This is a genomic window from Mesorhizobium sp. B2-4-14 (genome assembly GCF_006442155.1).
In the GTDB taxonomy this organism is placed as follows: Bacteria; Pseudomonadota; Alphaproteobacteria; order Rhizobiales; family Rhizobiaceae; genus Mesorhizobium.
The window spans coordinates 26,992-41,599 of sequence record NZ_VFVA01000032.1 but is presented as its reverse complement, the minus strand read 5'-3'; the positions used below and the strand labels follow the sequence as shown (position 1 = coordinate 41,599).

Here is a 14,608-nt window from a genome sequence, read left to right as displayed (position 1 = left end):
GGACCGGTGCTGTTTCACCAGTCCGGTGGCTGCTGCGACGGCTCATCGCCGATGTGCTATCCCCGCGGTGAGTTCATTGTCGGCGACAACACGTCATGCTGGGCGAGATCGGCGGAACGCCGGTCCATATCAGCGCCTCGCAATATGAGGTGTGGAAACACACCGACCTCATCATCGACGTGGTAGCGGGCAGGGGTGGCATGTTCTCCCTCGACAACGGGCGCGAAAAGCGGTTTCTGACGCGCTCAACCGTCTGTGCCATTCCCGGAACGCCCTCGCGGGCCTGAAGGGATTGACGCCGCCGCCCTCGCAGGGGCAGTAGACGGCCATGTTCAATCTGCTTCTCGTTGTCATCGGCGGCGGCATCGGCGCCGGCATCCGCCATCTGACCAGTATGGGCGCGCTGCGCCTTGTGGGCCCCAACTATCCCTGGGGCACGATGGCCATCAACATCGTCGGCTCCTTCGCCATGGGCCTGTTCATCGCTATCCTGGCGCGCCGCGGCGGATCGAACGAAGTCAGGCTCTTTGTCGCCACCGGCGTCTTCGGCGGCTTCACCACCTTTTCGGCTTTCTCGCTCGATTTCGCGACGCTTTGGGAGCGGGGCGCCACGCTGCCCGCGTTTGGATATGCGCTGGCCAGCGTCATTGGCGCCATCATCGCCTTGTTTTTGGGTCTTTGGCTCGCAAGAAGCCTGCCTTAATGCTATTGGCGCGCCGAGAGCAGGCCAGGCCCCGCTCGGAAAACAGGTAAGAAAATATGGCAGGCGTTGAACAGATCACGGTGGAAGCCGGCGAGGCGGGCATGCGGATCGATCGCTGGTTCAAGACCCATTTCCCGGGCCTTGGCTTTGGCCATCTGCAGAAACTGCTGCGCTCCGGCCAGATCCGCGTCGATGGCGGCCGCGTCAAGGCGGACACCCGCGTCGAGCCTGGTCAGTTGGTGCGCGTTCCGCCGCTCGAGGTGGATAAGAAAGGCGACAGCCCGCTCACCGGCCACTCGATCCGCAACCAGGGCGATGCCGACGTGCTCGCCAAGATGCTGCTGCATGAGGACCCGAAGGTCTTTGTCTTCAACAAGCCTGCGGGTCTGGCGGTGCAGGGCGGTTCGGGCGTCACCCGCAATGTCGACGACATGCTGGAAGCCTGGCGCAACCAGAAGGGCGAGAAGCCACGGCTGGTGCACCGGCTCGACCGCGACACGTCGGGTGTGCTGGTCGTTGCCCGCACGAGACTGGCCGCGATGAAGCTCTCCGAGGCATTCCGCGCCCGTGAGACCAAGAAAACCTATTGGGCGCTGGTCAAGGGTGTGCCGCCCAAGCGCGAGGACAAGATCTCGACCTGGCTGATCAAGGAGGCGACGCCAGACGGCGACCGCGTGCGCATCGCAGCACACGGCGAAAAGGGCGCCGACCACGCCGTCTCCCACTACCGCATCATCGAGCAGGCGGCGCAGACGATGACCTGGCTGGAGATGGAACCCTATACCGGCCGTACGCATCAGCTGCGCGTCCACGCGGCCTATATCGGTTGTCCGATCATCGGCGATCCCAAATATTTCGAGGCCGACACCAATTGGGATTTTCCCGGTGGCATTCAGAACCGCCTGCACCTGCATGCGCGCCGGATTATCATTCCTCATCCGGACAAGGGTGTCATCGACGTCACCGCCCCGATGCCACCACACATGCGCCAGAGCTGGAACCTGATCGGTTTCGACGAGCAGAGCGCGGAGGATTGATTGTGAGTGGCGCTACCGACGTGCTGGACCGCCGCGACACGGTCGATCTAGCAGCCGCTGCCATCATGGTCGGCCTGACCTTTTCCTGGGGCCTGAACTACGTCGCCGCCAAGATCTCCTATGCCGGCTACGATCCCGTCTTCCTGGCGATCGCGCGCTCGGTCATTGGCGGCTTCTTCGTCTTTCTCTGGTGCCGCTGGCGCGGCATCGCGCTTTTCACCCGGGATGGCACGTTGCTCGCCGGTATCGCTGTCGGCGTGCTTTTCGGCATCGAATTCCTCTGCCTCTATGTGGGACTGGAGCACACGACCGTGGCCCGTAACACGCTGCTGGTCAATTCAATGCCGTTCTGGATGCTGGTGGGTGGGCACTTCCTGCTTGGCGAGCAGATCACCTGGCGCAAATTCCTCGGCCTGTTATTGGCCTTCGCCGGCCTTGCCACGGTCTTCTCCGATAAGCTCGGCGGCGGCGACATGCTGTTCGGTGATCTCCTGAGCCTTGGCTCCGGGTTCTTCTGGGCCTTGACCAATATCCTCATCAAACGGTCGAAACTGGTTGAAGCGAGCGCCGAGAAGCTGTTGCTCTATCAACTCGCCGGCGCGGCGATAGTCGGCATTTTGGTATTGCCTCTCGCCGGTCCGCCGGTGCGCGATCCCTCATTGTTGCCGACATTGGCGCTGCTTTTCCAGGCGATCTACATCGTCGCTTTCACCTATGTCCTATGGTTCTGGCTGCTGCGCCGCTATCCGGCCTCCGGCCTGTCCAGCTTCACTTTCCTGTCGCCGGTTTTTGGTGTCTTGTGCGGTGCCTTGATCTTGAACGAGCCGCTGACCATTCGCATTTTTCTGGCACTTGGCTTGATTGTAGCGGGCCTGATCATCGTCAACCGGCCGGCACGCAAGCTGACACCGGTGTAAGAGAGAGATTTCATGCGTGATATCCTCAACGACCTCGAAGCGGGCAAATATCTTTCCGATCCGGATCCGGTGCGTCGCGCCCAGATTCAAATGAAGACACCGCTGCCCAAGCGCTTCTACAAGACCGTTTCGGTTGCGCCGATAGAGGGAGGGTTTGCCGTCTATCTCGACGGCAAGCCGGTGCGTACGCCCGGCAAGGCGCTGTTGGTGCTGCCGACGCAGGCGGCGGCAGCGCTTGTGGCCGACGAGTTCGCCGCGCAGGACGAGACCATCAATCCGGTGACGATGCCGGTGATGCGCCTCGTCAACACCGCTTTGGACGGGGTCGCCAGTGATCCGCAGGCAGTGGTGGAAGACATACTGCGCTTTGCCTCGTCGGATCTGCTCTGCTACCGCGCCGACGCGCCGCAAGGGCTGGTCGAGCGGCAGAACGAGCAGTGGGATCCGGTCATTGACTGGGCCCGTGCGGCGCTCGGCGCCCGCTTCAACCTTGCCGAAGGAATCATCCATGTCGAGCAGCCGCGCGAGACGATCGCCGTTCTGGGCAGTCATCTTGCCCAGCGCGCGCAGCCGCTGCGGCTGGCCGCCATCCACGTCATGACCTCGCTGACCGGTTCGGCGCTGCTGGCGCTCGCCGTCGATTTCGGCGAGCTCGACGGTGAGGCGGCCTGGGCCGCCGGCCATGTCGATGAGGACTGGCAGATCGCGCATTGGGGGCAGGACGCCGAAGCGGTCGCGCGCCGCGCCGCCCGCAAACGGGACATGATGGCTGCCGTTAATCTTCTCGAAGCGCTCAAGGTCTGACCGGCCGGTTTATTGCCGCAGCGCACCTAATACCAAAGTCATAATCCCAAAGGCGCTCTGCCTTAGACCCCGGCTTTCTGTCATTTTTTCCGTGATGGCTGTCGTGAGTCCGCGTTCGCAGGAGAACCCGGACGCTGCCGCGCGGCATCGAGGACAAGGGTCTCACGGGAGGATAACTCAATGGCAATGGCATCAACCGCCGGCGGAACGAGCCGCGGCATGACACGGGAGGAGAAGAAAGTCATCTTTGCCTCTTCGCTCGGTACCGTTTTCGAATGGTATGATTTCTACCTCTATGGCTCGTTGGCGGCCTTCATCGGCTCGACCTTTTTCAGCCCGACCATTCCCGAGGCGACCCGCAACATCTTCGCGCTGCTGGCCTTTGCCGCCGGCTTCCTCGTGCGCCCGTTCGGCGCGCTCGTGTTCGGCCGCATCGGCGACCTTGTCGGCCGCAAATACACCTTCCTCGTCACCATGACGATCATGGGTCTGTCGACCTTCCTGGTTGGCCTGCTACCCGGTTATGCGACTTTGGGCATCGCGGCTCCGGTGATCCTGATCGTCCTGCGCATGCTGCAGGGCCTGGCGCTGGGCGGCGAATATGGCGGTGCGGCGACCTATGTCGCCGAGCATGCGCCCGATGATCGCCGTGGCTTTTATACGTCCTGGATCCAGACGACGGCGACGCTCGGTCTGTTCCTGTCGCTGATCGTCATCCTGATCGTGCAGGGATCACTGAGCAAGGAAAGCTATGCCGCCTGGGGCTGGCGCGTTCCCTTCATCGTCTCCTTCGTTCTGCTTGCCGTTTCGATCTGGATTCGGCTGTCTCTCTCCGAATCTCCAACCTTCCAGAAGATGAAGGACGAAGGGAAGGGCTCCAAGGCGCCGCTATCGGAAGCCTTCGGCCAGTGGAAGAACGCCAAGATCGCCCTGCTGGCGCTGCTCGGCCTTACCGCAGGCCAGGCCGTGGTCTGGTATAATGGGCAGTTCTATGCACTGTTCTTCCTGCAGAACGTGCTGAAGGTCGACGCGCAGTCGGTCAACATCATGATCGCCATTGCACTGGCGCTCGGCTCGATCTTCTTCGTCGTCTTCGGGTGGCTGTCCGACAAGATCGGCCGCAAGCCGATCATCATGGCCGGCCTCGCGCTTGCCATCGTCTGCACCTTCCCCCTGTTCAAGGCGCTGACCTGGGCCGCCAATCCGGCGCTCGCCAAAGCGCAGCAAAATACGCGGGCGACGGTGACGGCAGCACCCGGCGACTGCAAGTTCCAGTTCAATCCGGTCGGTACCGCGAAGTTCACGACGTCCTGCGACATCGCGACTTCGTTCCTGACCAAGAACTCGGTTCCCTACGACGTGGTGCCGACGGCCGCGGCCGGAACGGCTGCGTCGGTCAAGATCGGCAACGAGACGGTGACGTCCTACGATGCGGTCGCCGCCGGCGATCAGGCCAAGGCCAAGGACGCTGCCTTCGTCAAGGCCGTCAACATGTCGTTGCAGGATGGCGGCTATCCGCTGAAGCGCGCGGCAATCAAGGTTGCGGACCAGAAACTCGACGCATTCATCGCGGCCAATCCCGAGTTGAAGCTCGATGCCGCGACCATCCGAGGCGGTGAGAAGGCGACTGTTCCGACGGACAAGGCAGTCACCGACAAGCTGTTGACCAAGGACGAGGCGGCCGGCGCGCCAGAAGTCACCGTCTACAACATTCCGGGCGGCGGTGCCTTCGCCATGGTCGCTGATCCGGCGGCCGTGAACTGGCCAATGACGATCGGCATCCTGTTCATCCTGGTGGTATTCGTGACCATGGTGTACGGACCGATCGCCGCGATCCTGGTCGAGATGTTCCCGACCCGTATCCGCTACACCGGTATGTCGTTGCCCTATCATATCGGCAACGGCTGGTTCGGCGGCCTGCTGCCGGCGACCGTGTTCGCGCTCAGCGCCTACAAGGGCGACATCTACTATGGCCTCTGGTACCCCGTGGTGATCGCGGCGATGTCGCTGGTCATCGGCATGATCTTCGTCAGGGATACGCTCGGCACGGATTTGGACGCCAAGCAATAGCCGACTGGTTGAGCTTAAAAAAAGCCCGGCGCGAGCAATCGCGCCGGGCTTTTCATGTCCTAGCTAGGCCTGAAGAAAGCGAATCAGCTCTTGCGCTGGTTTTCGTCTTCAATCGCCGCTTCGTGGTACCAGCCGTCAAAATCGACGTGCGTGCCGCGCAGGGATGCGAGCTCTGCCGCGAATTTGGCCTTCGCGCCTAAATTTAAAGCAGATTTGCGTGCTGCCAGAGGGAACATCAGAATTTGTGCCGACGGACGGGAGGTAGCGACTTCCACGGGCATTCTCCTTCTTCCGCAGGAGCTTGTCGATTCAGCTTTGCTGCAAGATAGGTTCTGCGAGTCCTTTAGGCAATATGCCTATGAAAAGATCAGTATTTGCCTGCTATTTATGCATTCAAGGCCTTTGATCGATCTCGGTCCATTTGCTGAGGCGGCTCAGCAAATTCAACGCGATCTCGCAGCCATTTTGCCGCACTCGCCGACGCCCGAGTGGCACACGAATTGCTTTTTAGTGATCCGGCAGGGCCGGCTGCTGAGGGCAGGCGCAAGTCGACGCCGTTCAGTGTTCGGTTATCAAGCAAAGAGAGGCTAAAATGACGAAATACAAGCTCGAGTACATTTGGCTCGATGGTTACACCCCAGTCGCCAACCTTCGCGGCAAGACGCAGGTCAAGGAATTCGCCGAATTCCCGACGCTCGAACAGCTGCCGCTGTGGGGCTTCGATGGATCCTCGACGATGCAGGCCGAGGGCCGCAGTTCCGACTGCGTGCTGAAGCCAGTGGCGCTCTATCCGGATCCGGCTCGCACCAATGGCATTTTGGTCATGTGCGAAGTCATGATGCCCGATGGGGTGACGCCACACGAGTCCAACAGCCGTGCGACCATTCTCGACGACGATGGGGCCTGGTTCGGTTTCGAGCAGGAATATTTCTTCTACAAGGACGGCCGTCCGCTCGGCTTCCCCGACAGCGGCTATCCCGCGCCGCAGGGCCCGTACTACACCGGCGTCGGCTACAAGAACGTCGGCGACGTCGCGCGCCAGATCGTCGAGGAGCATCTCGACCTTTGCCTCGCCGCCGGCATCAACCATGAAGGCATCAACGCCGAGGTGGCCAAGGGCCAGTGGGAATTCCAGATTTTCGGCAAGGGTTCCAAGAAGGCTGCCGACCAGATCTGGATGGCTCGCTACCTGCTGCTGCGGCTGACCGAAAAGTACGGTATCGACATCGAGTTCCACTGCAAGCCGCTCGGCGATACCGACTGGAACGGCTCGGGCATGCACTGCAACTTCTCGACCAAGTACATGCGCGAAGTCGGCGGCAAGGCCTATTTCGAGGCGCTGATGGCGCAGTTCGACAAGAACCTGATGGACCACATCGCCGTCTATGGTCCCGACAACGACAAGCGCCTGACCGGCAAGCACGAGACCGCGCCGTGGAACAAGTTCAGCTATGGCGTCGCCGACCGTGGCGCCTCGATCCGCGTGCCGCACTCCTTCATCAAGAATGACTACAAGGGCTATCTGGAAGACCGTCGTCCGAACTCCCAGGGCGACCCCTACCAGATCGCCTCGCAGGTCCTGAAGACGATTTCGCAGGTTTCGACCGACGCGTCGGTTTCGGCCGCTGCCTGAATTGTTTTCGCGACGCGGGCCGTAAACGTGCCGCCTCGATAAATCGACGATAAAAAGCCTCGGTGGAACGCCGAGGCTTTTTGTCGTGGCTGCGGTTGCCGTCGCGTGGGATCATGTCGCCATTGGCGACCAGTGCGTTCAGCACGCCCTCCTCGTCGCTTGCACTACGGCCATATAAAAATCGTCCATCCCTGCCCAAGGGATGAAATCCATATGCCCATGGCTCCGCTCGGTGGCGGGCCTTGCGGAAAGCGGTGTTGGGCGCGGCATCGACAAGGCGAGGAAGATGTCGCCCGGAAAGTGTGAGCCGGTGATGCGGCCCGCGCCAGGCCGAGCGACTGCTTGACGAGAGCCGGTTTGCTCTCCCAAAACCCTCGTGACAGCAAGCCCCGCACTTTCTCGGCTCTGGCGGAACCCTCCCCCTTTTGCGACGTTCCCGACGCGAAAGGAGACTTGAGATGGCTAAGAAAAATAGAATTCCCAAGAAGGTGGCAGGCTTCAGGGTGCCGAAGGCGATGCGCAAGTCTAAAATGCTGCGGTCGCTGCTTTCGAGTCCGCTCGGCCGAGACCTCCTTGCGAACGCTATCACCGCCGGCGCGGGCGCCGCGGCGGCCGTGCTGGTGCAGGAACGGGGTGAGTTGGCAGCCGCCGGCAAGCAACTGGCGAGAAAGACCGCCGGCGCCGCCGGTATCGCCACCGAGATGGTGCAGAGCGCGGGCTCGGCGGTCATGGGGGTGCTGTCCGACGCGGCTGACGCCGTGCTGCCGAAGAACCAGCAGAGGGGCGGCCAGAAGAAGGCTGCCAGACATTAGTGCAACATGAACTCCCAGATGCCCGTTCCGGCCTGCCGAAGCCGCTGGAACGGCGGGTGCTGAGGGCCTATGCGGATACGGCCCTTCATCGTATGGGTGCCGCGGCGGTACTGCGCGCGCTCGGCGTCCTGGTGCGCAAACATCCAGGTGCGGCCTTCGATGCCGCGCGCGCGGCAATCGCCCAGGCCGGGCGCGTCGGCTACGGCGAGTTGAAGCACGCATTGTTGGGCAGGCGCGAGCAACCGTCTCCCGAGTCTCCTCGGCTGGGCAAACGCAAACTGCGCCGCTTGCGCAAGATGCTCGATGGAGAAGCTGCGGCACCGCCGCAGCGGTCGGCAGACGGGAGCGAAAAGCCGGCCGTGAACCTCGATCGCTGAATCTGCACGGCCCCGACGAACTTGCCGGATAGGCGCCACCCTCCGACGTTCTGTCCGTGCGAGAACCCCGGCCTTTACCGGGGTTCTTTTTTCTGCGCCGGCCTTGCGGAGCGAATACACCCAAAAAAAGTCAGGTTGAAAAGGGCGGCTCAAAACCGTCGTGTCGGCCCACCCTGGCTGACATGCGGTTACCGTGGCTCCGATCGGCAAGCTTGTAAATCGCTCAAAAAGCCCGCAAAACCGCGGTTATGCGGCGCCTGCCCACTGAAGGGCTCTTATATAAGCCGTTGTTCATACACCGAAATCGGCGGTTATGCCTCCGGTTGGCGGCGTTGACAGATTGCGCCGCGGCATGCGTATTCGTGGCCTTGGGGTTACGCCAAAGTGATGCTGTTCGGACGGGGCGGGGTTTCTTGAACGACGGCATTGGCGGGGGCGCCGGACGAGCGGGCATTGCAGCCTGAGGCAGTGCGCCGCTCGCTCCTGGCGTTTTCATGACGTTCAGAGCCGTTTGCGAACGCAGCTGCATCAGCTTCGTCCCGATCCTGATTTTCATCCTCCGCCGCCAGCTGTTGCCTGGGCAAGAGCAATCCATCCCTGGACCGAAAGCAGTCGAGCGCTGGCGCATGGCTGGTCCTTTCGCATTGGCGAAACCAGCAGCAAAAAGCCCTTGAAGGAGGACGTCCTTCAAGGGCTTTGTAATGCTATCCCAAGAGATCTCAGACCGAGTAGTACATGTCGTACTCGACCGGATGCGGGGTCATTTCGAAGCGCATCACTTCGGCCATCTTCAGCTCGATGTAGCTGTCGATCTGGTCGTCGTCGAAGACGCCGCCGGCCTTCAGGAAGCCGCGGTCCTTGTCGAGGCTCTGCAGGGCTTCACGCAGCGAACCGCAGACGGTCGGGATCTTCTTCAATTCCTTCGGCGGCAGGTCGTAAAGATCCTTGTCCATCGGCTGGCCAGGATGGATCTTGTTCTTGATGCCGTCGAGGCCGGCCATCAGCATGGCGGCGAAAGCGAGGTAAGGGTTCGCGCCCGGATCGGGGAAGCGGACCTCGACGCGCTTCGACTTCGGCGACGAGCCGAACGGGATGCGGCAGGAGGCCGAGCGGTTGCGCGCGGAATAAGCGAGCAGGACGGGCGCTTCATAGCCCGGCACCAGGCGCTTGTAGGAGTTGGTCAGCGGGTTGGTGAATGCGTTGATCGCCTTGGCGTGCTTGATGATGCCGCCGATGTAGAACAGGCAACTTTCCGACAGGCCGGCATACTCATTGCCGGCGAAGGTCGGCTTGCCGCCCTTCCAGATCGACTGGTGCACATGCATGCCCGAGCCGTTGTCGCCGAAAATCGGCTTCGGCATGAAGGTGGCCGTCTTGCCGTAGGCGTTGGCGACCTGGTGCACGACGTATTTGTAGATCAGCATCTTGTCGGCGTTGCGGACAAGCGTGTCGAACTTGATGCCGAGTTCGTGCTGCGCGGCGGCCACCTCATGGTGATGCTTTTCGACACGCACGCCCATTTCGGCGAGCACGGTCAACATCTCGGAGCGCATGTCTTGCGCCGAATCGATCGGCGGCACCGGGAAATAGCCGCCCTTGATGCGCGGGCGGTGGCCGAGATTTCCGGTTTCGTAGTCGGTGTCGTCATTCGACGGCAGTTCGGTGGAATCGAGCCTGAAGCCGGTATTGTAGGGGTCGGCCTTGTACTTGACGTCATCGAACACGAAGAACTCGGCTTCCGGGCCGACATAGATGGTGTCGCCGATGCCTTCCGACTTCATGTAGGCTTCGGCCTTCTTGGCCGTGCCGCGCGGATCGCGGTTGTAGGACTCGCCCGAAACCGGATCGAGGATGTCGCACAGGATGACCATGGTCGACTGCGCGAAGAACGGATCCATGTGCACCGTCTCCGGATCGGGCATCAGCACCATGTCGGACTCGTTGATGGCCTTCCAGCCGGCAATCGAGGAGCCGTCGAACATGACGCCGTCGGCGAACATGTCTTCCTCGACCTCGATGACATCCATCGTTACGTGTTGCAGCTTGCCCTTCGGGTCTGTGAAGCGCAGGTCGACGAATTTCACGTCGTTATCCTTGATCTGCTTCATGATGTCTTTGGCTGTCGTCATGTCGTGTATCCCTGTGTGATGACGTTTTTCGATGATGACGTTTTGGGGAGAATGGCCGCCTCAGACGGCGTCCATGCCGGTTTCGCCGGTGCGGATGCGCACGACTTCCTCGATGTTGGAGACGAAGATCTTGCCGTCGCCGATGCGGCCGGTCTGGGCCGCCCTGCGGATGGCCTCGATGGCGCCTTCGACGGCGTCGTCGCCGAGGACGACCTCGATCTTCACCTTGGGCAGGAAGTCGACGACATATTCGGCGCCGCGATAGAGTTCGGTGTGGCCTTTCTGGCGACCGAAACCCTTGGCCTCGGTCACGGTGATGCCTTGCAGTCCGGCCTCCTGAAGCGCTTCCTTCACTTCGTCCAGCTTGAATGGCTTGATGATCGCTTCGATCTTTTTCATGTAGAAAGTGGCCTCCACTGCCAAAAAAACGGGTTGTGAGCCCCCGCTTGCGCTCCCATCAAGCACGAACTGTGCCAGATAGCTGGATTCGCAGCGGTCTCATACGATTTCGAAGCCATGCCGCGCCGGGATGCAATTTCGCGTCATACGATGCACGGAATACGGCATGGGCTGCCGAAGCCTACACAGTGCCAGCGCCCGCGTCCGCACAAAACTTAGGCAGATCGCCCATCCCGCGTGCAGTTTTGCGCCTTGATGCTCGTCCAGCGACTTAGCCGCAGCTGATAAAGACTCCCCTCTTCGTTTGCTTCGGCTCGAAAACTGGACAATGCTTGATCGAATGCGGATCGGCAATCCATGAGCGATGAACTTCTTACTTCCGCCGAGATGGGCGAGGCGGACCGGCTGACGATTGCCGCAGGTCCAGTCGACGGCATCGGCCTGATGCGCCGTTCCGGCGAAGCCGTCGCGGCCGAGGTCTTCAGCCGCTATCCCCAGGCGGCGCACATCCATGTGCTTTGCGGGCCCGGCAACAATGGCGGCGACGGCTACGTCGTCGCCGGTATCCTGGCTGGCAGCGGCCTCGCCACGACAGTCTGGGCATCCGGTGCGCCGAGGCCGCGAAGCGACGCGGCGCTGGCCGCGGCCGAGTGCCCGGTCGCGCGCCGGCCGCTGTCCGGCTTTGAAGCCCAGCCCGGCTCGATCGTGGTCGACGCGCTTTACGGGGCAGGGCTGTCCAAGCCGCTGTCCGGTGATGCCGCCAGGGCGGTCGATATTGCTACTAACAGGCATTTGCCGGTTGTCGCGGTCGATCTGCCTTCGGGCGTTTCGGGCGACAGCGGCAAAGTGTTGGGCGTGGCATTTACCGCCGCCGTGACCGTGACGTTCGCGCGCAAGAAGCCCGGCCATTTGTTGCTGCCGGGACGCGGACGTTGCGGCGAGATCGTGCTCGCCGATATCGGCATCGGCGACGATATCATTTCACGCCTACAACCCCGCACCTTGGAGAACACGCCAGCACATTGGTTGGACGATTTCCCGGTGCCGGCTGTCGACGCCCACAAATACAAGCGCGGCCATGCCGGTGTCTTTTCCGGCGGCCCGAACGCTACTGGGGCGGCGCGGCTGTCGGCGCTTGCCGCGGCCCGAAGCGGAGCAGGGGCGGTGACCGTGCTGTCGCCTGGCAATGCCATGCAGGTCAATGCCGCCCATCTGACTTCGATCATGCTGCGCAAGGCCGATGAGGCCGCCGATATCAAGGCGTTTGTCGCGGAGCGCCGGCCGTCGGCCTTCGTCCTCGGGCCCGGTTTTGGCGTCGGCGAAAAGACACGGACCTTTGGGCTCACGCTCCTCGCCCCCGGCCAGGCAAAGGATGCTTCCGCACAGATCGATGGTCTCGTGTTCGATGCCGACGCGATCACCTCGTTTCGCGAGGCGCCCGACGTCCTGTTCGAAGCCGCTCGCCAACCAAACGCGCCGCACCTTGTCATGACACCGCACGAAGGGGAGTTCGCAAGGCTGTTTCCGGACATCGCCAGTGACGATACCTCATCCAAATTGGACAAGGCGCGTGCGGCGGCCGCGCGGGCCAATGCCGTTATTGTCTACAAGGGCGCCGACACAGTGATCGCCGCGCCCGATGGCAGGGCGGCGATCAATGCCAACGGCGCGGCCTGGCTTGCCACCGCCGGATCAGGCGACGTGCTGTCGGGCATCATCGCCGGGCTGCTGGCGCAAGGCATGCCGGCGTTCGAAGCGGCCTGCGCGGCGGTGTGGATTCACGCCGAGGCCGGCAGCCGGTTCGGGCCGGGCCTGATCGCCGAGGACTTGCCACAGGCAATGGTATCGGTGCTAGGTGAACTGGTCGCCGCCCGAGGCGTGCTCTGATCAATGGCGCTTATGGGGCGCCGGCAACATTCAGCTCACAACGGAATATTGTCATGCTTCTTCCAGGGGTTCTGCATGTCCTTGTTGCGCAGCATGCGCAGTGCCCGTGCGACACGACGACGGGTCGAATGCGGCATGATCACCTCGTCGACATAGCCGCGCTCGGCAGCGACGAAGGGCGACAGGAAACGATCCTCGTAAGTCTTTGTATGGGCCGCGATCTTTTCGGGGTCGCCAATGTCCTTGCGGTAGATGATCTCGACCGCGCCTCTTGCGCCCATCACGGCGATCTGCGCCGTCGGCCAGGCATAGTTCATGTCGCCGCGCAGGTGTTTTGACGCCATCACGTCATACGCGCCGCCATAGGCCTTGCGGGTGATGACGGTGATCTTCGGCACGGTCGCCTCTGCATAGGCGAACAGCAGTTTGGCGCCATGCTTGATCAGCCCGCCATATTCCTGCGCGGTGCCCGGCAGGAAACCCGGAACATCGACGAAGGTGACGATCGGAATGGAAAAACAATCGCAAAAGCGCACGAAGCGCGCTGCCTTGCGGCTGGCATCGGAATCGAGCACGCCGGCCAGCACCATCGGCTGGTTGGCGACGAAGCCGACAGTGCGGCCCTCGATCCGTCCGAATCCGGTGACGATGTTCTTCGCGAAACTCTGCTGGATCTCGAAGAAATCACCCTCGTCGGCGACCTTCAGGATCAACTCCTTGATGTCATAGGGTTTGTTGGCATTGTCGGGGATTAGCCGGTCGAGCGACAGATCATGGTCGGTGACCGACTGGTAGCATTCGATCTCGGGGAGTTCCGATGTGTTGGAAGCCGGCAGCAGGTCGACCAGCCGGCGCATCTGCAGCAGCGCCTCGACATCATTGTCATAGGCGCCGTCGGCGATCGAGGATTTCGTCGTGTGCACCGAGGCGCCACCGAGACTCTCGGCCGTCACCGTCTCGTTGGTCACGGTCTTCACCACATCCGGACCGGTGACGAACATGTAGGAGGTGTCGCGCACCATGAAGATGAAGTCGGTCATGGCGGGCGAATAGACGTCGCCGCCGGCGCACGGACCCATGATCACGGAAATCTGGGGGATGACGCCCGACGCGAGCACATTGCGCTGGAAGATCTCTGCATAACCGCCAAGGGCCGCGACGCCTTCCTGGATGCGGGCGCCGCCGGCATCATAGAGACCGATGATCGGCGCGCGGTTGCGCAGCGCCATCTCCTGCACCTTGATGACCTTCTCGGCATGCGCTTCCGACAGCGAGCCGCCGAATACGGTGAAATCCTTGGCGAAGAGGTAGATCGGACGGCCGTTGACCGTGCCCCAGCCGGTGACGACGCCGTCGCCGGCGATCTTGGTCTTTTCCATCCCGAAATCGGTCGAGCGATGCTCGACATACATATCGAACTCCTCGAACGAGCCCTCGTCCAGAAACACCTCGATCCGTTCGCGCGCGGTGAGCTTCCCCTTCTTGTGCTGGGCGTCGATGCGCGCCTGGCCGCCGCCCATGCGGGCAATGTCGCGCCGCCGCTCGAGTTCCTTCAGCACGTCCTTCATCGCGTAGTCCCCAAAATCGAAGCTGCGTTTGTGGTAATCATGCCCGCCGGGCAGCGCAAGCGCCCGTTTTCGGCTGTTTTTGCTGCGTTGCAACATGCCGCCCTTGCATTTCGAGGCGAACTCAGCCATATGCACGGCATAGGCGCTTGGGCCGGGAACGAATCCGGCCTTCTCGACGAATGAGACTGGTTGCGTCTGTTTTCCCTCTTTTCGGCTGATCGACCTGATTGGTTGGCAAGGTGGTGAAAAAGCCCCGTGGCATGATGCATGCG

Annotated in this window: 13 protein-coding genes and 1 pseudogene; 10 read left to right on the top strand and 4 right to left on the bottom strand. The window is 61.9% G+C overall.

What is annotated here, in order from left to right; all coding sequences use genetic code 11:
- Nucleotides 1-6 precede the first annotated feature (6 nt).
- The 6 genes and pseudogenes from FJ938_RS23270 (at nt 7) to FJ938_RS23245 (ending at nt 5,531) form a co-directional block, all read left to right on the top strand.
- Nucleotides 7-287, top strand: a pseudogene (locus FJ938_RS23270) (DUF779 domain-containing protein).
- 41 nt (nt 288-328) lie between these two features.
- Complete coding sequence (gene crcB / locus FJ938_RS23265; RefSeq protein WP_140611553.1) at nt 329-703, top strand: fluoride efflux transporter CrcB; 375 nt, start codon at nt 329-331, stop codon at nt 701-703.
- Between the two features lie 56 nt (nt 704-759).
- On the top strand, nt 760-1,740 hold the full coding sequence (locus FJ938_RS23260) for an RluA family pseudouridine synthase (RefSeq protein ID WP_140697809.1): 981 nt from the start codon (nt 760-762) through the stop codon (nt 1,738-1,740).
- A gap of 2 nt (nt 1,741-1,742) precedes the next feature.
- Entirely contained in the window at nt 1,743-2,657 is a 915-nt protein-coding gene (locus FJ938_RS23255; protein WP_140697805.1) for a DMT family transporter, read from the top strand.
- Between the two features lie 12 nt (nt 2,658-2,669).
- Entirely contained in the window at nt 2,670-3,461 is a 792-nt protein-coding gene (locus FJ938_RS23250) for an ATP12 family chaperone protein (RefSeq protein WP_140697802.1), read from the top strand.
- A 180-nt stretch (nt 3,462-3,641) separates the two neighbouring features.
- The gene (locus tag FJ938_RS23245; protein WP_140697799.1) at nt 3,642-5,531 is read left to right on the top strand and encodes an MFS transporter; all 1,890 of its coding nucleotides are present in this window, start codon (nt 3,642-3,644) and stop codon (nt 5,529-5,531) included.
- A gap of 83 nt (nt 5,532-5,614) precedes the next feature.
- Here FJ938_RS23245 and FJ938_RS23240 read toward each other — a convergent pair whose 3' ends face one another.
- On the bottom strand, nt 5,615-5,806 hold the full coding sequence (locus tag FJ938_RS23240) for a DUF2735 domain-containing protein (protein ID WP_140697794.1): 192 nt from the start codon (nt 5,804-5,806) through the stop codon (nt 5,615-5,617).
- Nucleotides 5,807-6,123: 317 nt separating this feature from the next.
- Between FJ938_RS23240 and FJ938_RS23235 the strand changes: the two genes are divergently transcribed.
- The 3 genes from FJ938_RS23235 (at nt 6,124) to FJ938_RS23225 (ending at nt 8,353) form a co-directional block, all read left to right on the top strand.
- Nucleotides 6,124-7,164: a glutamine synthetase beta-grasp domain-containing protein gene (locus FJ938_RS23235; RefSeq protein WP_140697792.1), complete on the top strand. Its 1,041-nt coding sequence runs from the start codon at nt 6,124-6,126 to the stop codon at nt 7,162-7,164.
- Between the two features lie 458 nt (nt 7,165-7,622).
- Entirely contained in the window at nt 7,623-7,976 is a 354-nt protein-coding gene (locus FJ938_RS23230; RefSeq protein WP_140697789.1) for a hypothetical protein, read from the top strand.
- Nucleotides 7,976-8,353, top strand: a complete 378-nt coding sequence (locus FJ938_RS23225; RefSeq protein WP_140697786.1) for a hypothetical protein — start codon at nt 7,976-7,978, stop codon at nt 8,351-8,353. Before FJ938_RS23230 ends, FJ938_RS23225 begins: the two co-directional genes overlap by 1 nt.
- 719 nt (nt 8,354-9,072) lie before the next feature.
- Here the strand turns inward: FJ938_RS23225 and glnA are convergent.
- Both glnA and FJ938_RS23210 read right to left on the bottom strand, forming a co-directional pair.
- Nucleotides 9,073-10,482, bottom strand: coding sequence for a type I glutamate--ammonia ligase (gene glnA / locus FJ938_RS23215; RefSeq protein WP_140515442.1), 1,410 nt, complete (start codon nt 10,480-10,482; stop codon nt 9,073-9,075).
- A gap of 60 nt (nt 10,483-10,542) precedes the next feature.
- Nucleotides 10,543-10,881: a P-II family nitrogen regulator gene (locus FJ938_RS23210; RefSeq protein ID WP_140611573.1), complete on the bottom strand. Its 339-nt coding sequence runs from the start codon at nt 10,879-10,881 to the stop codon at nt 10,543-10,545.
- Between the two features lie 357 nt (nt 10,882-11,238).
- On the opposite strand from FJ938_RS23210, the gene FJ938_RS23205 reads away from it, so the two are divergent.
- A complete protein-coding gene (locus FJ938_RS23205; protein WP_140697782.1) occupies nt 11,239-12,768 on the top strand; it encodes an NAD(P)H-hydrate dehydratase in 1,530 nt (509 codons plus the stop codon).
- A gap of 35 nt (nt 12,769-12,803) precedes the next feature.
- Here the strand turns inward: FJ938_RS23205 and FJ938_RS23200 are convergent, their stop codons facing one another.
- Complete coding sequence (locus tag FJ938_RS23200) at nt 12,804-14,336, bottom strand: acyl-CoA carboxylase subunit beta (protein WP_140697841.1); 1,533 nt, start codon at nt 14,334-14,336, stop codon at nt 12,804-12,806.
- Between the last annotated feature and the right edge of the window lie 272 nt (nt 14,337-14,608).

Bases quoted from the DNA above. Each gene is read 5' to 3' on its own strand.
- crcB (WP_140611553.1), top strand. From the start codon at position 329: ATGTTCAATCTGCTTCTCGTTGTCATCGGCGGCGGCATCGGCGCCGGC.
- FJ938_RS23260 (WP_140697809.1), top strand. From the start codon at position 760: ATGGCAGGCGTTGAACAGATCACGGTGGAAGCCGGCGAGGCGGGCATG.
- FJ938_RS23250 (WP_140697802.1), top strand. From the start codon at position 2,670: ATGCGTGATATCCTCAACGACCTCGAAGCGGGCAAATATCTTTCCGAT.
- FJ938_RS23245 (WP_140697799.1), top strand. From the start codon at position 3,642: ATGGCAATGGCATCAACCGCCGGCGGAACGAGCCGCGGCATGACACGG.
- FJ938_RS23235 (WP_140697792.1), top strand. From the start codon at position 6,124: ATGACGAAATACAAGCTCGAGTACATTTGGCTCGATGGTTACACCCCA.
- FJ938_RS23230 (WP_140697789.1), top strand. From the start codon at position 7,623: ATGGCTAAGAAAAATAGAATTCCCAAGAAGGTGGCAGGCTTCAGGGTG.
- glnA (WP_140515442.1), bottom strand. From the start codon at position 10,482: ATGACGACAGCCAAAGACATCATGAAGCAGATCAAGGATAACGACGTG.
- FJ938_RS23210 (WP_140611573.1), bottom strand. From the start codon at position 10,881: ATGAAAAAGATCGAAGCGATCATCAAGCCATTCAAGCTGGACGAAGTG.
- FJ938_RS23205 (WP_140697782.1), top strand. From the start codon at position 11,239: ATGAGCGATGAACTTCTTACTTCCGCCGAGATGGGCGAGGCGGACCGG.
- FJ938_RS23200 (WP_140697841.1), bottom strand. From the start codon at position 14,336: ATGAAGGACGTGCTGAAGGAACTCGAGCGGCGGCGCGACATTGCCCGC.